At 55.6% G+C, this 25,374-nt stretch carries 16 protein-coding genes and 2 pseudogenes; 5 read left to right on the top strand and 13 right to left on the bottom strand.

The features are described from left to right. Positions 1-102 precede the first annotated feature (102 nt). From ACEPAJ_RS09530 to istA, 5 genes are all read right to left on the bottom strand, one after another. Positions 103-618, bottom strand: coding sequence for an anti-phage BREX system Lon protease BrxL (locus tag ACEPAJ_RS09530; RefSeq protein WP_425914645.1), 516 nt, complete (start codon positions 616-618; stop codon positions 103-105). Then, positions 602-3,223: a BREX-1 system phosphatase PglZ type A gene (gene pglZ, locus ACEPAJ_RS09525; protein ID WP_425914644.1), complete on the bottom strand. Its 2,622-nt coding sequence runs from the start codon at positions 3,221-3,223 to the stop codon at positions 602-604. The genes ACEPAJ_RS09530 and pglZ overlap by 17 nt, the downstream gene beginning before the upstream one ends. Positions 3,224-3,359: 136 nt before the next feature. Next, positions 3,360-4,427 carry a nucleotidyl transferase AbiEii/AbiGii toxin family protein gene (locus tag ACEPAJ_RS09520; RefSeq protein ID WP_425914643.1) on the bottom strand — a complete coding sequence of 356 codons (1,068 nt, stop codon included), beginning with the start codon at positions 4,425-4,427 and terminating at the stop codon, positions 3,360-3,362. 35 nt (positions 4,428-4,462) lie between these two features. Beyond that, positions 4,463-5,266 (bottom strand): IS21-like element ISPst3 family helper ATPase IstB, encoded by an 804-nt coding sequence (gene istB, locus ACEPAJ_RS09515; protein ID WP_011911830.1) that lies wholly within the window; start codon positions 5,264-5,266, stop codon positions 4,463-4,465. Then, a complete protein-coding gene (gene istA, locus ACEPAJ_RS09510; RefSeq protein WP_139134708.1) occupies positions 5,259-6,758 on the bottom strand; it encodes an IS21 family transposase in 1,500 nt (499 codons plus the stop codon). The genes istB and istA overlap by 8 nt, the downstream gene beginning before the upstream one ends. A gap of 247 nt (positions 6,759-7,005) precedes the next feature. Here istA and ACEPAJ_RS09505 point away from each other — a divergent pair, with 247 nt between their 5' ends. Together ACEPAJ_RS09505 and ACEPAJ_RS09500 are read left to right on the top strand one after the other, a co-directional pair. Then, positions 7,006-8,109 (top strand): tyrosine-type recombinase/integrase, encoded by a 1,104-nt coding sequence (locus ACEPAJ_RS09505; protein ID WP_425914642.1) that lies wholly within the window; start codon positions 7,006-7,008, stop codon positions 8,107-8,109. Positions 8,110-8,430: 321 nt separating this feature from the next. Continuing rightward, entirely contained in the window at positions 8,431-9,825 is a 1,395-nt protein-coding gene (locus ACEPAJ_RS09500) for a tyrosine-type recombinase/integrase (RefSeq protein ID WP_425914641.1), read from the top strand. Between the two features lie 56 nt (positions 9,826-9,881). Here ACEPAJ_RS09500 and ACEPAJ_RS09495 read toward each other — a convergent pair. Further along, a pseudogene (locus ACEPAJ_RS09495) lies at positions 9,882-10,235 on the bottom strand (amino acid synthesis family protein); the annotation flags it as partial. 129 nt (positions 10,236-10,364) lie between these two features. Here ACEPAJ_RS09495 and ACEPAJ_RS09490 point away from each other — a divergent pair. The 3 genes and pseudogenes from ACEPAJ_RS09490 to ACEPAJ_RS09480 form a co-directional block, all read left to right on the top strand. Beyond that, a complete protein-coding gene (locus ACEPAJ_RS09490; protein ID WP_425914640.1) occupies positions 10,365-10,766 on the top strand; it encodes a lysozyme inhibitor LprI family protein in 402 nt (133 codons plus the stop codon). A gap of 422 nt (positions 10,767-11,188) precedes the next feature. Then, on the top strand, positions 11,189-12,430 hold the full coding sequence (gene tyrS / locus ACEPAJ_RS09485; protein WP_425914639.1) for a tyrosine--tRNA ligase: 1,242 nt from the start codon (positions 11,189-11,191) through the stop codon (positions 12,428-12,430). Between the two features lie 158 nt (positions 12,431-12,588). After that, positions 12,589-12,738 (top strand): annotated as a pseudogene (locus ACEPAJ_RS09480) (site-specific integrase); the annotation flags it as partial. A 174-nt stretch (positions 12,739-12,912) separates the two neighbouring features. Here the strand turns inward: ACEPAJ_RS09480 and ACEPAJ_RS09475 are convergent. The 7 genes from ACEPAJ_RS09475 to ACEPAJ_RS09445 form a co-directional block, all read right to left on the bottom strand. Continuing rightward, on the bottom strand, positions 12,913-16,161 hold the full coding sequence (locus tag ACEPAJ_RS09475) for a type I restriction endonuclease subunit R (protein WP_425914638.1): 3,249 nt from the start codon (positions 16,159-16,161) through the stop codon (positions 12,913-12,915). Continuing rightward, positions 16,158-18,281: a DUF262 domain-containing protein gene (locus tag ACEPAJ_RS09470; RefSeq protein WP_425914637.1), complete on the bottom strand. Its 2,124-nt coding sequence runs from the start codon at positions 18,279-18,281 to the stop codon at positions 16,158-16,160. The genes ACEPAJ_RS09475 and ACEPAJ_RS09470 overlap by 4 nt, the downstream gene beginning before the upstream one ends. A 5-nt stretch (positions 18,282-18,286) precedes the next feature. Then, positions 18,287-18,757: a hypothetical protein gene (locus tag ACEPAJ_RS09465; RefSeq protein WP_425914636.1), complete on the bottom strand. Its 471-nt coding sequence runs from the start codon at positions 18,755-18,757 to the stop codon at positions 18,287-18,289. Positions 18,758-18,801: 44 nt separating this feature from the next. After that, positions 18,802-19,887, bottom strand: coding sequence for a DUF262 domain-containing protein (locus ACEPAJ_RS09460; RefSeq protein ID WP_425914635.1), 1,086 nt, complete (start codon positions 19,885-19,887; stop codon positions 18,802-18,804). A gap of 100 nt (positions 19,888-19,987) precedes the next feature. Continuing rightward, entirely contained in the window at positions 19,988-21,334 is a 1,347-nt protein-coding gene (locus tag ACEPAJ_RS09455; protein WP_425914634.1) for a restriction endonuclease subunit S, read from the bottom strand. After that, positions 21,334-22,341 (bottom strand): PDDEXK nuclease domain-containing protein, encoded by a 1,008-nt coding sequence (locus ACEPAJ_RS09450; RefSeq protein ID WP_425914633.1) that lies wholly within the window; start codon positions 22,339-22,341, stop codon positions 21,334-21,336. The genes ACEPAJ_RS09455 and ACEPAJ_RS09450 overlap by 1 nt, the downstream gene beginning before the upstream one ends. Beyond that, a complete protein-coding gene (locus ACEPAJ_RS09445; RefSeq protein ID WP_425914632.1) occupies positions 22,341-24,692 on the bottom strand; it encodes a type I restriction-modification system subunit M in 2,352 nt (783 codons plus the stop codon). Before ACEPAJ_RS09445 ends, ACEPAJ_RS09450 begins: the two co-directional genes overlap by 1 nt. Between the last annotated feature and the right edge of the window lie 682 nt (positions 24,693-25,374).

The following is a 25,374-nucleotide window of genomic DNA, read 5'->3' as shown; positions in this document are numbered from 1 at the left end:
GCAACAGCAGCTGCGCTGGTAGACTTATCCACAGTTGCTGGTAACAAAATCAGCAATCCGCCCTGGGTCAAATTTCAATCGGCAGGGTGGGTCAATTTTCCATCAGCGCCAACACTTGAGGTCATGCACAGTGAAGGGCGAGCCTTTACCACCCTCCTCGAAGTGATAATTCATGGTCACGATGCACCAGATGCCACCAGCGAGGAGCTTCTCGAAGTCCTTGATAAAGCGACTGGGGATCTCGGCATCTTTGACACCCAGGTTCATGAATAGCGCTTGGTAGATGTCGCGACGCTCGTTCAGGCTGACTGAAACCTTGTCGATGATTTTGAAACTACCGCGCTCGCGGATCTTCGACTTAACCTTTTCGGCCTCGTCGGGGCGAACGTAGTTTTCAGCGAGGATACGCTTAACGGTTTCCAAGCCATCGGCAATGACCTCCTCGTTGTCCGAGGCGCAGTACATGCCGAGCAGATACTCAAGCACGTACACCGGCACGTTGATGCCTTCCTTCAAACGCTTGGTCAGATCCTTGCGCACCACTTTGCCGGTAAAAAATCGGTTCAGGAGAGCATCAAGATCCAGGTCAAGATTGCCGCTATCAGAAGTCAAAGTCATTGCTAATCGCCAGGTTGATACGGACATCAATTCGGAACTGCTCAACGTCAGTTTCGGCGTCTAGCAGCTTAAAGAAATAGCGCTCACTGGAAGAGAACGGACGGTTCAATAGCGTCAGAATCACCTTGCGTTGGCGCTGGTCAAGATTCTGCGAGTCGCTGTCCAGGGAAACCAGCTCCACCGCTGATACCGCCTCTCCGGCTTCATCATATAGTCCTACGCGCAGCACTGCCGGCAGCACCCGCTCGGAGACCGCCTCTGTCTGCAACAGGTTGAACACATAGCGGTTGGTGGTGATAGTGAAGTTGTTACCCAGCACCGTGACCTGTGCCTTGCGCACCGCCGTGTCTTTGGCCTTCGGGCCGCGCACCTGTTGCACCTTGAGCACTGGCACAGCCACTTCCTGCAACGCAGCTCCGCCATGAATAAACCGTGCGCCACCGACAAAGTGGAAACGGTTCACCCCGCGTGGTGACCAGAACATCATGTCATCGCTGATGCCTGCGGTGTTCCGGGTGTATCCAGCATGCACCTGGTCGCTACTGCCCAGGTTGCGACCAATCAGGTAGCGCTTTTTCGAGACCACAGCTCCAGAGGGCTTGCTGACCAACTTACTCTTGTCTAAAGCCTCAAGCGCTGAATCCTGGAACAGGAAGCCGTGATCCGCTGTGACCAACACCCGATGGCCGTTCAGATTATTGATGATGCGACTGACAATAGACTCCAACTCTTCAATAGCATCGCGACAAGCACTGAAGGTGCTGCTCTCAGTGCTTGCGGTATCGCCAACGGCATCAATCTTGTTGTGATAGATATAAATCACCCGGTAAGGCTTGATCAGCTCTCGCCCATCGGTCTTGTTCATCGTCAGGAAGTCTTCGGCACGCAGGGCAAAGCCATTTACGCTGGACAGGATTTTGTTGCGAGCCTCCAGGCCATCACTGCTCAGCCCATCCACTTGCACCAGGCCCGTATCGGTGTAGCTCAGTGACTTGTGCGGTAGCAGGCTGGCCATACCGAGCTTGGTGTATGACGGCAGCACGCCCAGTTGGCTGCTCAGCTCTGCGGCAAACCGATACTTACCATTTAGCGACTCACTCAGCTCCTGAGCCACCTCGTAGCGCAGCGCATCGCTGATCACCACGAACACCCGACGATCCTCGCCACCTTTCAGATAGCGATCCACCTGCTCGGCATAGAAGTTTTGTTGATTGGGTAGGTCAGGCAATTGCCACTGTTGCAGCAGGCCGCCATCGACGAAGCTGCCCCACTTCTGTGCCAGCGGTTGCAGGAAGCCATTCAAGTAGTCCTGCTCAACTCGGGAGGTCAACGGGGACAAGGCGTCCGGACTACGTGCGTACACAGCATCAGCGGCTTCGTGATACATCCGGTAGAGCTGATCGAAACGATAAAGCTCACCGGTGTAAGCGCTGTAGCAGGCCTCAGCGGAAGCAAAAGAAAAACCACCGGCGTAACGTAGCTTCAGCTCGAACAGTTCAGATGCTGCAATCAGCGAACGGTAGTAGGCGTACCACACCGAACGGTTGGCGTCCTCGTTATCTGGCCAGCGAGGATTGGCCCAGTAACCATCCATGCGCCGGCTAGCCATATCCCGCAATTTCAGGCCAACCGCTTCGCTGGTATTAGAGAGCACGGCATCTCGCAAACGCTCGGCAATCTGGCGCTCAACATCAACAAACGTACTGACGGCCATCAGTGCCTCCAAGGGCACCTGAGCCAACAACTCTGTCGGGCGCAAATCTGCCGCCACCCGCTTCGATAAACGATCATATGCACGCTGCCGCAAGGTGCTGTCGCGCCACTGCGACAAGAAGACCGCGACATTTGCAGCGCGTGCGGGGTTGAGCTGAAGGGCCTTGAGGTTGGTCGGGGCATGGGTATGCAAGGCATGCCCGATATCAGTTGCAAACAACCGCACCAGGAAATGCCGCAGGGATGGTTCGCCATTCTGATAACCGAAGGCCTGCAACATCAGCTGCCAGAACACCGGTTGCATGTCGAACTTGCAGATCGACTCCCACAGAGGGTTATTCTCAAGTTCTTCGGCCTCGGCCAAGGTGGCAAAAATAGCCGTGAGCACTGCAAACAATTCAGCCTGCTCAACCTTGGCCAATACCGCGAGGATCTTCAGATCTAACGCTGCCTCATCGTCATCCGGATTGAGCAGTCGCTGGAGCTTGGTTACCCGATCTTTACTGGCAAAGAACGCACTACGCAGCTTCAGGTGCTCACGCAAACTGTGCTGACGCAGTCCCAGTTCCTGCAAGAGCATGGACGTACGATCCGCTGCAAATGGCGCGGCATAAAGTCGAATATCCAGCAACCAATCCTGCTCTGGCTCGGGGCGATGACTGTCTTCGTAAATAAGGAAAAGGCCACTCGGATTCAGCAACTCGACCTGTTGCTTGATCGCCAGCGCTGGCGTCTTCGAGCGGCGCAAAACCTGAACATTCTGCAAGGTCAGCGCTTCCAAGGTCTCGCTGAACTCGCCCATCGGATCTTCCCACCAAACCACTCGGCTGACGGCAAACTGCTGCTGTAGGCCGTCGATGATCCGTTCGATTTGTGCAGACTGCTCAGACATCAATCACCGCCTCCAGTGGGTTTATAAAACCCACCTAAAATAAACTTTCAGTGCTTTTTTAGAACAAAAAATAAACCAACCGTACAGGGATGGGTTTCCAACAAATGCGTTATGAGGAGCTTTGAACCACGGAGATTTACTGGCCAGACTTCACCATCAAACGCAGTAAAACCTGCTCCAGTCGAGCCAAGGACTCTGCGCGCTTACCCTCAGCCATTGCACGAATATTTGTTAGTTTCCAGTTAACGGCTGGCAGCTCTGAAATACCAGCCAGATCGAGCAGCGACCAGTCTGGCTGGCCACGTTTAAGTGATAACAAAAACCCGACATCCCGTTGCTCGATCTGCGCTCGGATGGCATCCATTAACGCGGCCTGGGTGGCTTCGAGTTGCTCAAGACCGATAGTCTCGCGCGTCATGCCAGAAAACTCAGCCTGATAGATCTGCTTCAGAGGTTTCCAGCGTGGCTCCAGCAAATCGGCCATCGGTCGGCCATGGCTGATTAGATACACGAGAAAACCTTCAAAGATTTCCCGCGTAAGTCCCTCCTCTCTGAGCATCAGCATCACATCAAACAGATCACGAGGATGCTGACGGTCGAGTGCAGCGCAGATTTTACCTCCATAGAGATCCGGCAAAGACACGACCGGCATACTGGCAAAGCCAAACTCATCCTCGACTTCTGCGACCACATCCCGCTGCACTGGCAGATGCACAGTACCGCGCAGCACCGGAGAAACCTCGACTTTGATCTGCGCCGTTGCTGAGCGCACAAGAATGCGAAGCTCATCCGGTCGATTGGTTTGCAGAGTGGCTTTGACGCCTGGCATGCCCCGCTCGACAGATGCTGCAATACGGCCCAGTGCTGCACGCGCATCATCTAAGGCTTCTTGCCGTGAAGCATTCGGCAAGTAAGCCAAGTCGATATCAACCGAAAGACGGGGCAAATTGCGCACGAATAGATTGATGGCGGTTCCGCCTTTCAATGCAAAACAGTTTTCCACCGCGACCAAGGGTAGCGTCTGCACTAAAAGACGAACCTGGGCTGTTGGCGCTGATGGAAAATTGACCCACCCTGCCGATTGAAATTTGACCCAGGGCGGATTGCTGATTTTGTTACCAGCAACTGTGGATAAGTCTACCAGCGCAGCTGCTGTTGCCCCCACTCCTTCGCTAGCCCAGTTCAGTTGTTTAAGACCTGCCACACGCAGCCATGTAGCAGGCCGTCGTCGCCATGAAATCAGAACGGCTCATCGTCCTCCGGTTCTTGGCCGCCCTTACGCTTTCGCTCCCGTGATTTGATCTTGGCCTGGGCCGCCAAGCTACTGTGTTGCAGGCGATAGGACTCGTTACCGGTTTCGACGATGTGGCAGTGGTGGGTCAGCCGATCCAGCAGGGCGGTGGTCATCTTGGCGTCGCCGAACACGCTCGACCATTCGGCGAAGCTCAGGTTGGTGGTGATCACCACGCTGGTGTGTTCGTACAGCTTGGACAGCAGGTGAAACAGCAACGCACCGCCAGCCTGGCTGAACGGCAGATAACCCAGTTCGTCGAGGATGACCAGATCCATGCGCAGCAGTGCCTGGGCGATCCGCCCGGCTTTGCCGTCGTGTTTTTCGCGCTCCAGCAGATTGACCAGATCGACCGTGGAGTAGAAGCGCACGCGCTTACCGTGCCGGGTGATGCCGGACACGGCCAGCGCGGTGGCTAGGTGGGTTTTACCGGTGCCTGGCCCACCGATCAGCACCACGTTCTGCGCGGTGTCGGTAAAGGCCAGGCTGGCCAGCTCGCTGATCAGGCGTGCGTCGGCGCTAGAGGCGTTGAAATCGAAGCTGGCCAGATCGCGGTGCATCGGCAGCTTGGCCATGTTCATCTGGTGGCTCACCGAGCGCATGGCGCGATCTGTGTGCTCTTGTTCCAGCAGGTGTTCGAGCAGCCACTTGGACGAGGCTGTGTTCGACTCACCCTGTGCAGTTAACTCCGCCCAGGCCGTGGCCATGCCGTGCAGGCGCAGCTCCTTGAGTTCCGCCATCAAATCACGCATGACCGACCTCCTCGGCCTGGCCACGCAGGCGGTCGTAGCGCGCCGTGTTAGCGACGGGGGCTTCCTTGAGCGACAAGTGGGTTTCGACGCTGGGTGGTGGTTCGGATGCTGTCAGCCGTGCCACGACATTGAGGATGTGTTCGGCGCTCAGGCTGCCGCTCTCCAGTACCAGCTCAACGGCTACCAGCACGGCATCGAGTCCGGCGACCGGTACGGCAGCCAGGACTTGCGCCATGATCCGGTCACCGCCGGCATGACGCCCCAGACCGTGCTTAAGCTGACGCAGCGGCGCTGGCAGATCAGTAAAGGGCGCTCCGTTGCGCAGCGCGCCGGGCTTGCGCTCAATCAGCGGGATGTAGTGCTGCCAGTCGTAGCTGACCTGTTCGCGATCCAGCAAGCGCGCATGGCTGGCAATCAGCGCATCATCGGCCACCACCTCGATGCGGGTCGGATACAAACGGCTGCTGACCCACTTACCCGCGTACTCACACGGCACCGAGTAACGGTTGCGCCCGACGCTGACCAGGCAGGTGCTGGAGACCCGCGCAGGCCGCTCGACGTAACCGTCGAAGGCCGCGGGCATAGGCATCAGTTCGGCGCGCTCCAACTCCAGTACCTCGGCCACACTGAGCCCGCTGTATTGAGGGTGCGTCAGCTCGTTCCAAAGCGCGCGGCAGCGCTGGCCCAGCCAGGCATTGAGTTCCTCGAAGGAGTGAAACTGGCAGTCCTGGGCGTCTAGCCAGATACGCCTGCGGCTGTCTTGCACGTTCTTTTCAACGATGCCCTTTTCCCAACCAGCGGCGACGTTGCAGAAGTCCGGATCGAACAGGTAATGCGCGCACATCACCGCAAAGCGCGCATTCACCGCCCGGCCTTTGCCCTTATTGACCTTGTCGACGGCGGTCTTCATGTTGTCGTAGATGCCCCGGCGCGGCACGCCGCCCAAGGAGCCGAACGAGCGTGTATGGGCGTCAAATAACATCTCATGGCCCTGGCTCGGATACGCCACAAGCCAGAACGCACGGCTGGCACACAGCTTCAGATGTGCCACCTGCATACGCCGGTAAATGCCGCCGACCAGCAAGCCTTCCTCGCTCCAGTCAAACTGAAACGCCTCGCCAAGAGCAAAGGTCAGCGGCACAAAGGCCTGCGACGCCTTGCCCTGTCCCCCTCGCCAGGCACGGATAAACGCGGTGAGCTGGCTGTAGCCACCGTCATAACCTTCGGCTTTGATTTGCGCCAACAGCGCCTTGGCACTGCGCCGCTGTTGCTTGGGCCGCAGCGAATCGGCTTTTAGCGCCTGCTCCAGCGTGGCGTGAAAAGGGCTGAGTTTGTTGAAGATCGCGCGGCGTTGGTAGACCGGCGGCTTGGCCTCAGGTGCTCTGACCCACTTGCGAATCGTGTTGCGCGCCAACCCGGTGCGCTTGGCTATCTCATGCAGCGACAGCTTGTCGCGGAAATACATCCGGCGAATTTTGCCCATCATTTCCATACTGATCACCCTGTGTTCTCCTGCTCAAAAATTGAGCAGAAGCAGTTGAACACCTGGGTCAGTTTTCAGTCGGCAGAACAGCCTCTACTGGGTCAGTTTTCGGTCAGCGGCAACAATTCGTAATCATCTGCGAAACAGGATGATTCCCGGAGAACAGATTGGACGGACTTGGTACGTCGACTGGATCGGCTATGAGCGGCTCAGCCAAAACCCGCTGGTAAACATGGTTTTGATGGGGGCTGCCTAAATGACAAGACCGCGAAAAAAATCAAACTCAGGCCTTCCAAGCAATCTGTACTTCGATATCCGCCGGAAAACGTATCGCTACCGCAGGGCCACCGACGGTAAGTGGTACCCATTTGGTACTGACAGACTCAAAGCGATTGATGCAGCAAAGCAGCTCAATCTTGAGTACATGAAAGGACGCGATTTGGTCGCGTTAGTGATGGGCGAAAGCACCATGACCTTGGCAGCTTACATTGAGCAATACAGGACTACGATTCTGCCCAAGCGTGAGCTTAAAAAGGGGACGCTTGACCTATATGCCGTCCATTTCAGAAAGATCAACAAGGCCCTGGGGCAAAAGCCAATCAACGAAATCACAGTCCGGATTGTCGCCGACTTCTTGAGGGACTCAACGCCACGCTCAAGCAATCAAGTACGCGCATTACTAATGAACGTGTTCACTCACGCCATCGCGGACGGATTAATTCCCGACAACCCAGCCGCGAGCACCATTGCCCAGAAGGAGAAGAAAAAGCGTAAACGCCATACCCAGGAAGGACTGAAAGCTATTCGGGATGCATCTCCCCAGTGGCTTAAGAATGCTATTGATCTGGCCTTGCTAACAGCGCTAAGACGCGGCGATGTACTTGAGATGCGCTTCGATAAAATGGAAGACGGCTTCTTATCAGTGATTCAAGAAAAGACGTCGGAGGAGGCCGATACGGCTTGGATCAAGTACGAGCTAACACCCGAGCTTCTCAAGGTCATTGAGCAATGCCGGGACGACGTGGACTCCCCCTTCTTAGTCCACCGCAAGCCTGAGCGGATGCATGCGACAGAACACAAAGAGCATTGGTCAAAGGTTGAGCGCCGCTATCTGACCCGCGCCTTTCAAGAGGCAAGGGAAGCCGCTGGTTGCTATGCCGGGTGGACAAAAGAAGAATTGCCTGGATTTCATGAAATTCGAGCTGTGTCTGTCAAGCTCTATACCCGATCAGGCGAGGATGCTCAGAAAATCGCTGGTCACGCCACGGCAGAAATGACTAAAAACTATCTGCGTGATGAAGAGGATGTCACTTGGACAAAGGTTTCGCCGAACCTTGATATCACCAAGATCACAGAGTGATTTTGCGCCTATTTTGCGCCAGTTTTGCGCAGCCCAAAAACAAAAACAGCCACTGATCGCTCAAGTGGCTGTTTTTATTGGAGAATTATGGTCGGGACGGAGTGATTCGAACACTCGACCCCTAGCACCCCATTTAATTATCCACCCGATCCCCATGGACGCCTGCAGACGCTAAAAGAGCCTACAGGTCAGCAATAGCTGGGGCTTTAGCCATTTTAGCGTCTACGACGAACTGTCTAATTCTACTGACAGCCAGGCCTTGCGGTGGGGGCAAAAGTGGGGGCAAAATTCAGCTCACCCAGATGATGCAAGGGGTAGGAAGTGGCCAAGTTAACCATAAAGCAACTCGAAGCACTTACCGCGTCCGACGATGGCAAGACGTTGCGTGAAGACGGTGGCATCGTGGGCAGGGTTCGTGTCGGTGTTCGCGGTGTCACTGTACAGTTCCGCTACGAGTTCAAGCTGGACGGCACCAAGTGTGATCGCCGAATTGGTACATGGCCCAAGAATTCACTTGCCCAAATACGCGCCGAACGCGAGGAATTGAGGGCATCGGTTAGCCAGGGAGTCGACCCCACAGCCGCTCGAAAAGCCTCCAAGATTAAAGCGCAGGCCGCCGTTGCAGCCATCATTGCCGAAGCCGAGCGAGAGGCTGCTGAAAACAAGACAGTGGCCGATCTCTTCAACGAGTGGGTGCGCGACGGTGTGTCACGTCAAGACGGAAATGCTGAGCTGCAGCGCAGCTTTAAAAAAGATGTCCTGCCGCTAATCGGCCAGAAGCCATTGCGCAAACTGACCGAACAGGATTTGCTTTCCGTCCTGCGCTCGGTCAAGACTCGCGGGCTAAATCGTACCGTCGTCATCCTCCGCAATAATATCGGCCAAATGCTGCGCTGGGCAGAAAAGCGAAAACCTTGGCGAAATCTAATGATCGATGGCAACCCGTCCGGCTTGGTAAACGTGCAGACATTGCTCGACCACGACTATCAGGAAGAACGTGACCGCCTGCTCTCCCCCGACGAAATCCGCGAACTGCGCGACATCTTCTCTCGGCTGGAGCGTGACTACAAAGCCCTGCCCGCCGGCCAAAAATACTCCGGAATCCGCCCGGTCAATCCTCGAGTACAGTGCGCTCTATGGATCTGCCTGAGCACCCTCTGCCGCATCGGCGAACTGCTCAAGGCCCAATGGCGCAATGTGGATCTGGACAAAGGCACCTGGTTCATCCCGGCCGAAGCCACCAAAGGGCACAAAGGCAAACGCCAGGATCACCATGTATTTCTGTCATCCTTCGCACTGGCACAGTTCAAGTGCCTGAAAAAAGAAACCGGGCAGACCCCGTTCTGCTTCCCCAGCAGGGACGAGAATAACCACGTCGACACCAAGACGGTCAGCAAGCTGATCGGTGACCGACAGTGCCGCTTCAAGAAGCGCAGCAAGCCCTTGGTAGGCCGCCATCACGACGACTCACTGGTGCTCAGCAAAGGCACCAGAGCCGAATGGACACCGCACGACCTGCGTCGCACTGGCGCGACAATGATGCAGGAGCTGGGTGTGTCGCTAGACATCATCGACCGCTGCCAAAACCACCTACTGGGCGGTTCCAAGGTACGTCGACACTATCTACATCACGACTATGCGAAAGAGAAAACTGAAGCTTGGAGACTTCTTGGGGAACGCATTGAAACCATACTGGCCCCCATTTGCTCTAGCTAATGGGCCAAGCGGGTCGCAGCAGCAGGTTAGCCGCGCTTGTTAGTGAAAACCAACTAGCTTTTAGCATCGACCGCCTCACGGTAGTGATTACCAAGTCGTAGTGTGTGGATTACGGCAGGTGCGTGTTCTATCACGCCGCCGGCTCCAACCACTGCGGCTTTACCATAGGCTTCGGGGTGCCCCCCACTGCGCCCATCGTTTGACAGCGCTGCTCATCCATCAAAAGACCGAGCCCTGAGCAAGGCTCCCTGATCGATGGCTTCAGGTCTTCCACGAAGACTCTCCCATGCCAAGGCATTGAACATGACAACTACAACGCCTGCCGCCGTTGGTGACCTGCCCGCAGCGTTGCCACCTTAGATAAAAGCTGTCTCGGTATACGTCACAATCTTGCGTACTTGGAAGACCATAACTCTCGCCCAACAGCAAGGATACCGCAACATGGTATGCCTATAGATTCTGAGGCGGGCCACGTGCTGCCCCATGCCGAACCATGCCAATCCTCTGGCACTCATCCACTGATACGCAGGAAGCTCACCATGCAATCAATCAGACACCGCTTGCTGGCCATTGCCGCAGCAACCCTCAGCCTTGGCGCGAACGCCACAGAGGATGGCTACAGCGCTACCTATACCAGCTGCATGGATGCGTCCGGCGGCGTGACGATGAACATGCTCAACTGCATGGGCGGCGAAACCCAGCAACAAGATGCTCGCCTCAATCACAGCTACAAGGCCGCTATGCAGGCGTTGGAAAAAGGCCAACAAAGCCAGCTGCGCAACGCCCAGCGCCTGTGGATCAAGTTCCGCGATGCCGACTGCGCGTTACTCGGCAGCTTGACCGGCGGCACCATCGACAGCGTCAACCACGCCTCGTGCATCCTGGAAATGACCAAGGAACGCGCCGATGAACTCGTCTGGTTAGCCGAGCACGGCCAGTAGCTGCCGGTCGAACCCAACCACCTGAAGGCTAGGGTGACTGGAGCGAGGTTGCGATCATGCGGGTCAGTGGATGCTGGCCAACATTGCCTGCATATCGTCGACGGTGACGCGGTTGTGCTTGCGCTCGAAAGGACGCTCCTAGGCGCTGCCAGAAATCGGCTTGATCGCTCACAGCGCATCAACTGCCACGCTCTTGGCCTAACACCACGCGCCAGCCACTCGGCTATTGACTTGCTCGCCACAGCCCTTAGAGTGCTGCTCCATGCACACACACATCTGCCCAATTTCCGCGTTTTATTACGCCCTGCCCTCTCTCACCAGGCGGTAGATGCGTTGTTGCATGTCCGATCCGCCTGAGGCGGCCCGGATAGCACACCCTCACTCCAGTCTCCTCAGGCCTTTGCCTTAACCAGGAGACACTTATGCCCAGCAACACCTTTGATCTGATCGAACAACTTGATGCCCGTGGCTTTATCCACCAGAGCACTGACCTCGACGGCCTGCGCCTGGCGCTAAGCCAGGGCGCGATCACCTTCTACCTCGGTTTCGATGCCACGGCGGACAGCCTGCACGTCGGCCATTTGCAGGCACTGATGTTGATGCGTCACCTGCAACGCGCCGGGCATAAACCGATCCTACTGATCGGCGGCGCGACCACGCGTATTGGCGATCCGAGCTTTCGTGACAGCAGCCGGCCGGTGCTAACTGAGGCACAGATCCAGCACAACATCGCCGGAATTACCGGCTGCTTTGCCCGCTACATCCAGTTGGGCGATGGCCCCAGCGACGGCCTGGTGGTGGACAACGCCGACTGGCTGGACGGCATCGGCTACCTGCAGTTTCTCGATCAGGTCGGCCGGCACTTTTCCATCAACCGCCTACTGACCTTCGATGCCGTGCGCACCCGCCTGGAGCGCGAGCATTCGCTGAGCTTTCAGGAGTTCGGCTACACCCTGCTGCAGGCCCATGACTTCACCGAACTGGCGCGCCGGCACAACTGCACCCTGCAGTTGGGCGGGGCCGACCAGTGGGCCAATATAATCAATGGTGTCGAGCTAGGCCGCCGTCAGGGTTGCCCACCACTGTTCGGCCTGACCATGCCGCTGCTGACCACCCGCGACGGCCGCAAGATGGGCAAATCCGCCAGCGGCGCGGTGTGGCTGAATGGCGACAAGCTCTCGCCGTACGATTTCTGGCAGTTCTGGCGTAATTGCGACGACGCCGATGTGGGGCGCTTTCTCGCACTGTTCAGCGAACTGCCGCTGGAGGAGGTGGCGCGCCTCGCAGCCTTGCAAGGCGCCGAGTTGAACCAGGCGAAAATTGTCCTGGCCAACGCCGCCACCGCGTTGGCCCATGGCCAGGCTGCAGCCAAGGCCGCAGCCGCCACAGCCGCCGAACTGTTTGCAGGCAGCACGGTAGAGGCAGCATTACCTGCTCTGCCGATTGACCGGCTGCGCCTGGACGGCAGCCTGAGCCTGTTGCAGCTGCTACTGGGATACAAGCTGCAACCTTCCGCCAGTGCGGTACGGCGCCTGGCGGCTGGCGGCGGCCTGCGCCTGAATGGCGAAGTGCTCAGCGATGCCGAGCTGAAGCTGACAACCGAACACCTTGGGGCTCGCATCAGCCTTGGAAAAAAGCGCCATTACCAGTTACAGGCGCGGTGATACGACTGATCGCGGGCATGGCCCACTCCTACAGCGGCAATCGCCGTGCGATAGTTCAGCGCGGGTCATCGCTAGTAGGGCGGGCTATGCCCGCGACCCGCTAACGACGGTCCGCGTGCCTGAAAGCGCAATACGAGGGCATCATCTCGCACCCTACGATCAGCTTGGGGGCCTGGTGCCGTATTGGGGAGTTACTTCAGGCCGAATGTAAGAACGTCGATTTGGAAAACCATACCAGGTTCATCCCTAGCGAAAATTTCAAAGGCACTCGGCGCAAGAAGCAAGACCATCATGTTTTGCTGTCACCCCAAATTTTATTGACCGCGCTTCAAAAGAATAACGCGTTGCTGCATTTCGCGTTTCAGCCCGCAGGGCTGGGTCAGTCTCGCGTCGGCGCCAACAGCCAGTACCTCCCGCAGCTGGCTGGAGATATTTAGTGGTTGCCGCTCAGTTGACCTGAACCCGTGCACCCCCTCCCCCGACTACCTTGCCAAGCTCAGTAAATCAAACACCACCCGCGCAAACTTAGTGGCCTTACCCGGATCGGATAACAGCTGCATCATCTGGTTCTGGTGGGCATCGCCGCTGCCCATAATCGCGTCATCGACCGCGTTGGCGAAGTTGCCCAGCAGTGCTTGCTCGGCGGTGTTGTTGGCCAGTTGCTGCATGACCAACTGGTTTTCACTGACCTTGTCGCGGATGGTGTAGGCGTAATTCACCATGTCTTTGTTGGTCAGTTCATCGGTTACAAACAGCTCGTTCAGACGCTCTACTATCTGCGAGAGCAGCTCTTCCTTCTTGTCTTTGGCCGTGGCGGAGCCAAGCCCCTCGCCAGGCAGCAGTTTGTAGTCAGGCGAGTCTTCTTTTAGCTTGAGGTCTTGCTGGCGTATTTTCGACACCCGGTAATGGCTGAGCACGATGCTGTCCAGATCAATATCATCCTCATCCACTGCGCTTTCGCGCAGCATTGGGCTGAGGTTGCGCGCATACAGGCTGAGCTTTTCCAGCTGTTTGTCGTCGTAATCGACGATCTGCGACATGAATTCATAGAAGCGCACGAAGGTGCCCAAATCCTTTTTGAAGATATCCAGGGCGTCCTTGGCTTGCTTGCATTGCTTCAGGTCGTTTTCAGCATTGGCGATCAACACCGGGTCCTGAGTCTTTTTAATCCGTTCAAAAATCTCTTTTGAGTGCGCGTAGGCCTCAACGGCCAGTTTGTAACGCTTGGTCCAGCGCTCGACCGCGGGCTTGCAAATATTGGCAATCGCCGCATTGCTTTTGTTTTTGACGAAGAAGGCCGTGCAGAACTGCTCAATCTCGCTCGACTTATAAATGCCCGCCGCGTTGAGCTTCTCAAACAGGTCGAAGATCAAGTCGGGGTTGGACACATCCGCCAGCTCTGCCGTCTGAAAATACGGCTGGAACGAGTCGAGGATTTCCTGTGGCTCGTTGAAGAAATCCAGGATGAAGGTGCCAACTTCGGCCTTGCCCGGATAGGTACGATTGAGCCGCGACAGGGTCTGTACGCACTCCACACCGCCGAGCTTTTTGTCCACGTACATAGCGCAGAGTTTGGGCTGATCGAAGCCGGTCTGAAACTTGTTGGCCACGATCATCACTTGATAATCGTCGCTATCAAAGGCTTTGCGCATGTCGCGGCCTTTGAGGTTGGGGTTCATGTTGCTCTCGGTGTATTTGTTGCCCAGCAGCGCGACTGCGTTTGGGTCTTTCTCGGTGAATTCCACCTCACCCGAGAACGCCACCATGGCATGGATCTTCTGGTAACCCTTGTCGACGATGTATTTGTCGAAACACAGCTTGTAGCGCACCGCTTCTTTGCGCGAGCTCGTCACCACCATGGCCTTGGCTTGCCCGCCCAGCAAGCCCATGACGTTGCTGCGAAAGTGCTCAACGATTACCTGCACCTTCTGCGCGATGTTGTACTCGTGTAGGCGCACCCACTGGTTGAGCTTAACCTTGGCTTTTTTGCTTTCGACCTCCTGATCGGCCTTGTCGATTTTTTGCGCCAGGTTGTAGGCCACTTTGTAGTTGGTGTAGTTCTTCAGCACGTCGAGAATAAAGCCCTCTTCGATGGCCTGACGCATGCTGTACACATGATAGGCCTCGGGCTTATTGGTTTTCGACGGTTGCTCGGCAGGCTTAGGCAAGCGGCCAAACAACTCCAACGTCTTGGTTTTTGGCGTGGCGGTAAAGGCAAAGTAGCTGAGATTTTTTGAGGCTTTGCGTGAGGCCACGGCGGCATCGAGAATGTCCTCAGAGCTGAGTTCATCCTCACCATCGGCCTTGGCCTCGATCATCAGCACTTCTTTCAGCTGCCGCGCCGTTGAGCCGGTTTGTGAGGAGTGCGCTTCGTCGGCAATGATTGCGTAGCTGCGGGTTTTCAGGCTGACACTGTTCTCGATGGCGCGCAGCACGTAGGGGAAGGTCTGGATGGTGACGATAATAATCGGCTGCGAGTTTTCCAACGCCGCCGCGAGCTTCTCCGACTTGGAGCCGTCCCCCTCCTTGTTATTGATCCGGCCGACGGCGCCGTCGACGTGCTCAAACTGATTGATGGTGTCTTGCAGTTGGTCGTCCAGCACGGTGCGGTCGGTCACCACAATCACCGAGTTGAACTGCTTGCCGCCCTGGTCGTTGTAGATCGACGACAGCTGGTGGGCGACCCACGCAATCGAGTTGGACTTACCCGAGCCGGCGCTGTGCTGGATCAGGTACTTATGCCCCGGCCCTTCGCTGCGCGCCGCGTTAACCAGCTTATTCACCACATCCCACTGGTGATAACGTGGGAAAATCAGGCTTTCTTTTTTGTATTTACGCCCTTCCCAATCTTCTTTCTCTTCGATTTGCAGGTGCACAAATCGGCCGAGAATCGCCAGTAAGTTGCTCGGCAGCAACACCTCGTTCCACAGGTAATCAGTGGCGTACTGATTCAGGTCGGCCGGCACATCGTTACCGGCACCGCCCGCCGTGGTGCCCTTGTTAAACGGCAAAAAGTAAGTCGCCGCGCCTTCCAGCCGCGTGGCCATATAGACCTCGTACTGGCTGACGGCAAAATGCACCAGCGCACCGCGTTTAAAGGTCAGCAGCGGTTCGGGCTTTTTGGTCACGGGGTCGATAGCAAAACGGGTGGTCTTGTATTGCTTGATGGCGTTGTGCACGGCCTGCTTGAATTCCGATTTCAGCTCTAGCGTGGCCACCGGCAAACCATTTACAAACAACACCAGGTCAATCCGCCAGGCTTTGGCTTTGCTGCCGGTAAGTTCCAAGTGCTCTTGCGTGGCCCAAGGGGAATACACCAGCTCCGGAACCACCCGGCAGCGATTCTTGGCGTAGCGCGCCAAGGTATCCGGGTTCAGATCATGTTCGGGCTTAAACTGACACAGGCTAAACCGCGTGCCTCGGTGGCGTAGCTCATGGCGCAATACACCCAGAGTGCCGTAAGTGCGCATGTCTTTGCTGGCGGCATTGGGGTCGGTTTTATCCAGCTGGCTGGCGACCCGTTCGAGAAAGTGCTGCTCGGGGTTGCTGGGGTACAGCGCGCAAAATTTCTGCCATTGCTCATCCTGGGTTTCTTGTACAAAACCGAGCAAGTCTTCCGGGTACAGGGCCAGTCCACGGTTGTAGTGCTCTGCCTTGCCCAGCAACCAGCCGTTGGCCAACAAGTGTTTAAGCATGTCGTTTTGAAAGGTCAGTTCGCCGGCCTTGCTCATGCGGTTTCCGCTCCTTGCATTAACTGCGGATGTGCCGCGATCAAAATGCCCATCATGGCATCCTCATGCGTACCCATCGTGATATCGCTCCAAGCCCACTCAGAGCCGTGTTCCGCTGAAAATACATGCGCCAATTTCAACGATTGAATAAACTCACGCCCAAGACTCGCCTGAAATGCGCCCCTTTTCTCTACGGGGTCTTTATCGCTGTAACTTGAGTTCTCGCCAATAGACAGCAAGGCCAGGTTGCCAAAGCGATCCAGCTGCGAAATCTTGCCGGTATTCTTACTTTGCGGGCTGACGTGCTCAACCGAGGTCACATGGCGCATGCGATAGATAGCGGCGCCTATTTTCAAAAGATCAGGTTTCGATGCTTTATCGCGAGCATCCTCGGAGTTAAACCACTTCTCCCACAGCAAATATTCCAGCTTGTAAAACCAGTAATGCGCAGTGTCGGTGCCTAAGCCGTTAGCCTCCTTATCGGTAGCATTCGACTCGGTAACATTCGGCTTAGCAGCATTCGACTCGTCAGCATTCGGTACAGCAAGACCCAGCACCTCATGCAAGGTCTTACCTCTAAGCGTTGCTTTCGCATAGTTTGCGTCTTGCTGTTTTAACGCTTTGAGAATTGCGCTGGCATCAGCAAGCACAGCCTCTGGCTTGCACAAATCTTTAAGCGTTTGTGTCAGCCAGGGTGCGCGGGTTAGGTCTTGGCTGAAATACATCATGCTTTGCAACATGCTGATGGAGCCCCACTCTTTGCCCCTACGCTTGGCACGCTCCTTCTTGGCGGGATCACCAGCTAAAGCCGAGGCGATCTCCCACCGCACTGCCGCATTACTGCCCTCATCGATATGGCCTTTAATTATAAAGTTGTCCATAAGCAGGCGGCAGCGCAGCAGGCAATGGATAAAAGCTTTGCACTGGGCTTTGTCCGCCAGTGGCTTTTCCTCGCCCCCAGCGCGAAAGTGCTCGTCAAATTCAGCAATCAGCTTTTTATGATCGACTGACACGTTGGCACCCGCACTGTCTGTGCCGAGAAACACCCGCAACACATGCAGCAAGAACACCGGAAAACTGACCAGGCTTTTATGCCCCACGGATACCTTGTCATCTGTACTGACAACATTGGCTTTCAGGCCTTCGCTGCCGAGTATGGCCTCTAGCGTCCGCGCTGCGCCTTCGCCAGTGCCCTTTTCCCCTAACGCCTTGGCATGTACGCCACTCAATAGCTGAGTGTCGATATTCATAGCGCCTCGCCCATAGTCGAGGTCGGCCTGCACGCTACCTTTCACATAACCATTGATGTCGGCGCAGATATCCCACGCCCAGGCGTAAACCAGCCGCTCGCTCTCTTGCATACCGTTGAGCAAACGTGCCTTTAGAATTTCATGCTTTTCCAACTGCACACCGCGACTGTTCATGCTGTCGAAGAAGCGATTTTTGTCGGTTGCACTGTGCAGAGTGGTAACCACAAAGGTGGCCTTAGCCCACAAATAGTCACTGAACGTCTGCAGCCCTGAAGCTGTGGTCGCCAGATTTTCTGGTTGCGGCGGCTTGGCGAGCTTGTTTATGAAGTTGATGATGGTTTTGCGCGCAACAATCATCGCCTCATTTTTCAGCCAGCCATTGCATTGCGAGCTACACGAAGGAGATTTACAACCGCACTGCCAGTGCCTCATAAAGCCTGCTAGTGCATCCTTGTCTTGCTTGCGACCAGAGAAGTTCAAGCGTGGGCCAGCACCAGCCTTCATAAACGTCTGCCACTGCTTTTTTGAGTCCTCAATTAGGCCTGGCGCAGTCACCAGCACTGAGGCAATCAGCCATAGGGTGGTCATGCGCTGCTGACCGTCGATCAGCTCCAGGCCACCAGTTGCGGGGCTAACAACCACCGCGCCAATAAAGTACTCAGCCGCAGCTTCTTGCTGGCAAGCCTCCCACAAATCGCTGAGTAGACAGTCAACATGCTGAGCTTCCCAGGTGTATAAGCGCTGGTAGATCGGGATCAGAAAGGCCTGGACCAATGCAGGTATACCTTCAGCACCTTCAGCAGCGCTGCCATAGGTAATGCGCTGCGCACTGTACTTATTCGCGGTCAGTTCGTGAGCGGGGCTAGGCATGCTCTTCATCCTTGAAAAAACGTATTTTGCAGTACCGTGGCGAGTGCGCTGCGATGCTCTGCATGGGCGCCCTTGCCTGCTGAATAGTGGCTTTTGAACGTGTTTATATACCGATGTATTACGGGGCTCTTTTTGGCATTTTTCACGTCAGTCTCATCGAACTGCTCTAGCACTTGAGCCTGCTTGGCACTCAGTTTTTCGATCAGTGCCACAGCCTGCAACGAGGACGGGCACTGCAGTAAATCAGCAAAAACATGCCGATCCGCGAAGTGATTTTCCACCGTGCTACGGCGCAACGAGCCGGCGCTAATACGCAGACTGAACACGTATTGATCGGCCAGCGCAGCAAAGACTGCAAAGCGCTCATCCTGAGCAAAGCGATCCAGATAAAACACCAGCATCGCCAGCCATATTTCGATTAGTCGTGAGTAACCGGCACTTTGCCCTTGTTCAACCCGGCGATGCAGCTGCAGCAAGCCCCCATGCACTGTTTCGCTTGTTGGTGACCGCTCAGCCGTCTTTAGCTCGTCCGCAGTAATATCCAGCGGGAAATGCTGCTTATACAACTCGGTGTATTTGCCGATATAAAAAAGAACTGCTCGCCACCCAATAGCGGCTGATGGAGCTGTAGCGGCAGACGCTGCAGGTCGGTTTCTTTGAGCTGAATTCTGGCGTCACGATTCTCTTGGGTAGTGAATGTGAACGCATCAGCCCCAGCTTGGCAGCCCTCATAGCGCACTTGCCAGTCGCGATAAAAGCTCACGGCCGTGGGAGGCGAAAGCTGGATGGTCTTTGGGCCTTTAGCTGCCGGGTCCGGTTTGGGCAGTTGTACCGCGAACTCCTTGACCAGCTGCAAGTCGTCGACTTTTTTCCCGCGTTGGCGAATGCGGGTACGCGCCAGAATTTGCTCGGTCAAAAAATACGCCAAGCGCTGGCCATTACCGACCTTTTGCTGCTCATAGGCCTCCCACAGATGCGAGCAACCAATGCCCACGCTGTCGTCGGAAACCACCGCACGCAAGTGCCTGGCCTTGAGCAAGTCAAAGTCGCTGAGGCGTTTGCCGGAGGTGTTTTGGCTGTCAAAAAAAGCAAAGGCTTGGTCGATCGAGGTGATGCTGATCACCACAAACTGCAACTTATACAGCAACTCTTGCTTGCCGGCTTGCAGCCTGATGCCGGGCTCGGTCGTCAGGAAACGCTTAATATGCGCAAAGTTAGCCGCCAAGCTCTGCTGCGACTGGCTGTCAGTGAACTGCCCTTGCAGCAACTTTTCGACTGCTGGCCCATTCATCCCCAGCGCATGCAGCAGCAACACCAGGGTTAAACAGCGCTGCTGACCATCGACCAAGCAAGCGTCCTGAACCGGCGTAGCAGCAGTGGCCGCTTCTTGGTGCAGGATTAGCGTGCCTAGAAACAGCGGTGCTGGCTGTGCGTCGCGCTTGTCTGCGTCGAGTGGTTTGAACTGCTGCTCGATGTCCGCTAATAACAACGCAACCTGCTCTGACCCCCAGCAATAGCGGCGTTGGTATTCGGGGATGGCCAAGGGGCGCTGGATTAGCTCGCCCAGCGTTTTTGTGGCAACGGCTACCGCATCTGCGTCGCTCACACCGCCAACGCCTTACCCAGCAGCCAGCCGTTGGCCAGCAAGTGTTTGAGCATGTCGTTCTGGAACGTCAGCTCGTTGGCCTTACCGCCCGCCAATGCATTCATGCGGCAACTTCCTTGTGGGTTGGACTGGTTTGCGGCGCGACCCAGTCTCTGACGTCGATTTTGCCGGTGACGGCGGCGGAGATTAGGGCGGTGCGACGCTCTTGGAGTAAAGCTATTCCAGTTTCAGCCTGAGAGGATAGAACTTCAAAATGCCTCATCATTCCAATAACACGACCCTCAATCTCACGCTGCTCATCGACTGGAGGAATCGGAACATATTCGTTTGTTACTTTGGTCCCGGTAATCAAGGGCTGGGCATTTTTATCTGCCAACTTGTTCAGATCTCTTACCTCGAGACATAAGGCGATATAATCAAAGCTAAAAACCGAAGCATTTACATTTAAAATAAGTGCATTATCACTTATCCAAGACAATTCTTCAGTCTTATGAACGTTGCCGCAGAGCGCTCCAACACGACCAATTACAATTGCCGTGGTTTTAAGGTTGGATTTCTTGGCATACCCAAGAATTCCATTACCACCATATACCGGATAGCAAAACTCTTCGTCCTTAATAGATTCAATTTCGTTCGCCGGCAGATTTTCACCGCTTTTAATACTTGAATACCACTTTATCGGGCTGACCTTCCAATGCTCCGGCACTTCCCCCAGCCACTCAACACCCGAGTCGCGCATCTTGGCGTTGGGCCCGCCGTTTAATGAAGAGAGGCCTTTGGTGACGGCATGGCTAATCACGGCCTGACGTTTTTCTTTTAGCAGTTGGATAAGCTGCTGTTGTTTTTCGATCAGCGTGTCGATTTTGGCGGTTTCGTGATCGAGGAAGTTGGCGATCTTTTCTTGCTCTTCAAAGAGAGGGGTAACAATTCGAATATTACCCAGCAGCCCTCGACTGATGCGTTGCATGGTTGCACCTCGAGCCAAATTGCCCGTATGCCTAAAATAGCCCTCACTGCTAAATAGATGAACCAGATAGTTTTTTTGATATTTTTTGTCAGGTCTAAAAATAACGTTATCTACAGACGTTACTATTTTCGATTCTAGATTAGGTACAATGCAAGCTCTGCCGATCGGATCATTCAGTCTTGCTATTAGTACATCACCCTCAAGCACCTCAGTGCAATTTAGCTTAAGAAAAGTATCCTCTGTTATATATCCAGCACCCTGCTCCCTGTACTTGCCATTCGTTACATTGCCCGTTGTAATGTAACGAATTCCTTCTCCAGATATATCTTTGCTTTCAATCCAGTCGCCATCAAGAAATAGAGACTCACTTTCAAGCGCCATGTATTTTATTGGCACGTTTCCCCAGTGTTCGGGCACGTCCCCCAGCCACTCAATACCCGAATCTTTATACTCAGGATAAGCCCGATAATTGCCCGTCATTATGACTGCTCTCCTGCGTCGATATTCAGCGCATAAAACTCGTGCAGTTTGGCTTGCAGCAGTTTTTTATCCGGCAACTGGGTCTGGTACTCGGCAATCAAGGCCGGTGACAGCGAGCGGCTGAGGGCGTATTCGACCACTTCTTCATCCTTGCTGGCACAGAGCAACACGCCAATGGCGGGGTTTTCGTGGGGCTTGCGGTGGTCGCGGTCAAGGGCTTCGAGGTAGAAACTGAGTTTGCCTAAATGCTCTGGCGCGAAACGCGTCACCTTCAGCTCAATGGCAACCAGGCAATTAAGACTGCGGTGGTAAAACAACAAGTCGAGGGCAAAGTCCTGCTTGCCCACCTGCAAGGGAAACTCCGAGCCAACAAAGCAAAAGTCGCTGCCCAGTTCCAGCAAAAACTGCTTGAGCTTACTCAACAAGCCACGCTGCAAGTCGGCCTCGCTATGGCCAGCCGGCAGTTGCAGAAACTCCATCACATAGCTGTCTTTAAACACATCGAGGGCTTGCGGGTGTAAGTGCGCCACCACCGGCGACACTTTTAGCGGGTTAAGTACCACGCGTTCAAACAGGGCGTTATTGAACTGGCGCTCCAACTCACGCTTGCTCCAGCGCTCGGTAATGGCCATTTTCAGGTAGAACTCACGTTCTTCAGGCCGCTTGCTCTGGCTGAGGATGATCAGATTGTGCGTCCATGGCAATTGTCTCACCAGTGGCGAGACAATTTCATCGCCTTGATAAGCCTCATAAAACTGGCGCATGCGAAACAAATTAGGGCGGGTAAAACCTCTCAGGCCAGGCTGCGTGAGCGCCAGATGGCGTGCCAGTTGCTCGACCACGCCATCGCCCCACTCGGCGGCGGCCAACTTGCCGCTGATATACCCACCCACCTGCCAGTAAAGCTCGATCAGGCTGGTGTTAACGGCTTGATAGGCGCGCTGACGCGCCGCATCAATGAGCTGGGCAACTTCAGCAAAGTCATGGGGCTGAACGACTGGCGCCATTACGAATGCACCTCTTGCAGCAGCTGCATGATCTCGGCGGACACGGCATCCAGATCGGCATCGATCTCAAGCAAATCCCGGGGCGGTTGGTACTGATAAAAATGCCGGTTAAAGGGGATTTCGTAACCGACGATGCCGACCTGCTGATCCTTCGCATCCTTCTTGCTGGCATCTATCCAGGCATCGGGTACGTGGGGCTGCACTTCCTTGAGGAAGTAGGCTTCGTTGATGGCGTTAACCGTTTGACTGGGGTCGAGGGCGACGTTCTCGTTGTCGCGCAGCTCGCTGTCGGTCTGGTATTCCAGTACTTCACCGTTAACCGCAAACAAGCCATACAGTGGCTTGGCTGGGGTTTTGTGGATTTTCTTGATGACCTTGGCGGCGGCTGGGTTCTTCCAGCTCATGGCATCGGTCAGTTGTTTTTTGTCTTTGGCGTCCAGCGTAAAACCCTGTTGCTTGCCGGCGGCCTTGAGGGCGTCGTCAAAGGTGTTGAAGTCATCATGCTGGGCGCTGCCAATACTGGCCTGCAGTTGCTGCGCCTTGAGCAACAGGCGTTTCTGATCCATCCAGGTGGTGCGGCTGAGCAGATCCTTGAGGTGCTTCTCTTTCAGTTCGGCGAAGTGCAGCTTGCAGTAACGGCGGATGGCATCTTCATGGGCGCTCAGCTCGCCATAGCGTTTGCAGGTGTCGCCATCACTCCAGCTCTCACCTTCCAGGGCGCTGAACTCTTGGTAAACCCAGCGCATGGCGCTGTTGAGGGCGCCGGGAGCGAAACGCAGCTCGGCCACGCGCTCATCACTGAACTGCCAAGACAGGCGCAACGGCCGCTCGATGCTGATGCGCCGATAGCCGAACTCATAGGTGTTGAAGACCTTGCTGGCAAAGGTCTTGGCCACCTCGGCTTTGGGGTTGGCGGCCTGGCGACCGCGATTGCTTTTTTGCGCGGCTTGTTTGTCCAGCGCGTAGGCATCGATGGCGGCAAAACTGCCGAAGGCGCGAATGATGGTGGCGATATCATCTTCTGACATTTCATTGCGCTTGGAACCGAGGGATTTGCGCATTTTGCCGCACAGGTTCACGCCATTAATCAGCTGCACCTTGCCCTTGCGCTCTGGGGCTTTTTTGTTCGACAGCACCCACACATAGGTGGAGATGCCGGTGTTGTAGAACATGTCGGTGGGCAGCGCGACTATGGCTTCGAGCAAATCGGTTTCGAGAATGTAGCGGCGGATCTCCGATTCGCCAGAGCCGGCACCGCCAGTAAACAACGGCGAACCATTGAGGATGATGCCAATCCGGCCACCGCCCGTAGAGCCATCGCGCAACTTGCTGATCAGGTGCAGCAGGAACAGCAAGGAGCCATCGCTGACCCGTGGCAAACCGGCACCAAAGCGGCCGTTGAAGCCCTTTTGCGTATGCTCGTCGCTGATCTCTTGCTCGATCTTCTTCCAGTCCACGCCAAACGGCGGGTTGGAGAGCATGTAGTCAAATTCGCTGGCGTACAGCTGGTCATTCGACAGGGTATTGCCGAGCTTGATGTTGCTGACGTCCTGGCCCTTGATCAGCATGTCGGCTTTGCAGATGGCGTAACTCTCGGGGTTGAGCTCCTGACCATAGGCGCGCATCACGGCCTGTGGGTTGAGCTCGTGGACATACTCCATGCCCGATGAGAGAAAGCCGCCAGTGCCGGCCGTGGGGTCGTAAATGGTGCGAATGATGCCGGGCTTGGTCAGCGCATCATCGTCTTCCATAAACACCAGGGAGGTGGTGAGCCGCACGATATCGCGTGGGGTGAAGTGCTCTCCGGCGGTCTCATTCGAGCCTTCGGCAAAGCGGCGGATCAACTCTTCAAACACCAGGCCCATGTCGTGGTTGGACACGGCTGCCGGGCTTAGGTCGGTCTGTCGCACCCGCTGCACAAACTTGAAGAGCAGGTTGGCGTCGTTGAGTTGACCGAGGAATTCGGTGAATTTGAAGTGTTCAAAAATCTCCCGCGCATCCTTGGAGAAACCCTGCAAGTAGGACTCCAGGTTGGCCTTGATGCCGGCTTCACCAAGCGTGGACATGTCCATTTTCGAGGTATTGAAAAACGACAGGCCATCAGCTTGGCCGGGCAGCTTGGTGGCGCGCAGCAACAGTTTTTCCTGGGCTTCTTCTGAGACGCCGAGCTGCTGAATCCGCTCGTACTCGGCCAATACCGCCGCCTTGCTCGCTTCCAACACGCACTCCAAGCGCCGTAACAGGGTGAACGGCAGAATAATGCGGCCGTACTGGCTCTGCTTAAAATCGCCACGCAGGAGATCGGCCAAAGACCAGATATAGGCGGCCAGGTTGTTGGAGGTTTGCGACATTCGTGAAATCCCTGTGGTACTGGGCGCTCGCTTTGGCGCCAGCACTATTATCAAAAAATTGGCGACATTATGCGGCAATAGCACGCTGTGGTTTTGGCTGAAATAGGTTATTTGCACGCTCTACGCGCAGCCACCATGGCCGTGAACACGCCCCGGCCAGGGAGGACGCAGGCTAAGGAAACATGGACAACACGTTCCAACGCGGGTGAGGTGCGCCTATCCGCTGATTCGAGTAACCCGATGAGGCAAAGCACCTTCGCCGATGCTGCGTACGCCAACCAGCACAGGCAGTCCCGCAATCGGCGCGCTGCCCTGATCGTGGTGGACCAGGTTGTGCGCTTGATGGGATTGATTGCCCAGACCGGCTCGTAGCTCTACAAGGGTGAGCCCCGCCGCTCTGGGCGGTACCCATGGATGAGCACATGACTCTGCATCAGTCAGCCGGGCTGAATATGGAACATATTCCAGCCAAACTACGCCCCCACAACTTTCGTCGACTGCCGCAGGCACACACACTCACTGCAGCCACTCTGGTTGTAATCAATGGCTCTTTGGCGAACCGAAACTTGTAGTTACGCCGACGCACCATTGTGGACGCCACGCTGATCAATGCACCGAATTCGACCAATATCAAAGAAACTCTCAACAACCAGGTGAGCACTATGATCAGCACTAAAATGGC

This window comes from Pseudomonas sp. GWSMS-1, from assembly GCF_049847425.1.
In the GTDB taxonomy this organism is placed as follows: Bacteria; Pseudomonadota; Gammaproteobacteria; order Pseudomonadales; family Pseudomonadaceae; genus Aquipseudomonas.
Note: the sequence above shows the minus strand (reverse complement) of the source record. Positions and strands in the feature narration are given on the sequence as shown.

Excerpts from the sequence above, each read along its gene's own strand:
- ACEPAJ_RS09530 (WP_425914645.1), bottom strand. The coding sequence starts at position 618 with ATGACTTTGACTTCTGATAGCGGCAATCTTGACCTGGATCTTGATGCT.
- pglZ (WP_425914644.1), bottom strand. The coding sequence starts at position 3,223 with ATGTCTGAGCAGTCTGCACAAATCGAACGGATCATCGACGGCCTACAG.
- istB (WP_011911830.1), bottom strand. The coding sequence starts at position 5,266 with ATGCGTGATTTGATGGCGGAACTCAAGGAGCTGCGCCTGCACGGCATG.
- istA (WP_139134708.1), bottom strand. The coding sequence starts at position 6,758 with ATGGAAATGATGGGCAAAATTCGCCGGATGTATTTCCGCGACAAGCTG.
- ACEPAJ_RS09505 (WP_425914642.1), top strand. The coding sequence starts at position 7,006 with ATGACAAGACCGCGAAAAAAATCAAACTCAGGCCTTCCAAGCAATCTG.
- ACEPAJ_RS09490 (WP_425914640.1), top strand. The coding sequence starts at position 10,365 with ATGCAATCAATCAGACACCGCTTGCTGGCCATTGCCGCAGCAACCCTC.
- tyrS (WP_425914639.1), top strand. The coding sequence starts at position 11,189 with ATGCCCAGCAACACCTTTGATCTGATCGAACAACTTGATGCCCGTGGC.
- ACEPAJ_RS09475 (WP_425914638.1), bottom strand. The coding sequence starts at position 16,161 with ATGAGCAAGGCCGGCGAACTGACCTTTCAAAACGACATGCTTAAACAC.
- ACEPAJ_RS09470 (WP_425914637.1), bottom strand. The coding sequence starts at position 18,281 with ATGCCTAGCCCCGCTCACGAACTGACCGCGAATAAGTACAGTGCGCAG.
- ACEPAJ_RS09455 (WP_425914634.1), bottom strand. The coding sequence starts at position 21,334 with ATGACGGGCAATTATCGGGCTTATCCTGAGTATAAAGATTCGGGTATT.
- ACEPAJ_RS09450 (WP_425914633.1), bottom strand. The coding sequence starts at position 22,341 with ATGGCGCCAGTCGTTCAGCCCCATGACTTTGCTGAAGTTGCCCAGCTC.
- ACEPAJ_RS09445 (WP_425914632.1), bottom strand. The coding sequence starts at position 24,692 with ATGTCGCAAACCTCCAACAACCTGGCCGCCTATATCTGGTCTTTGGCC.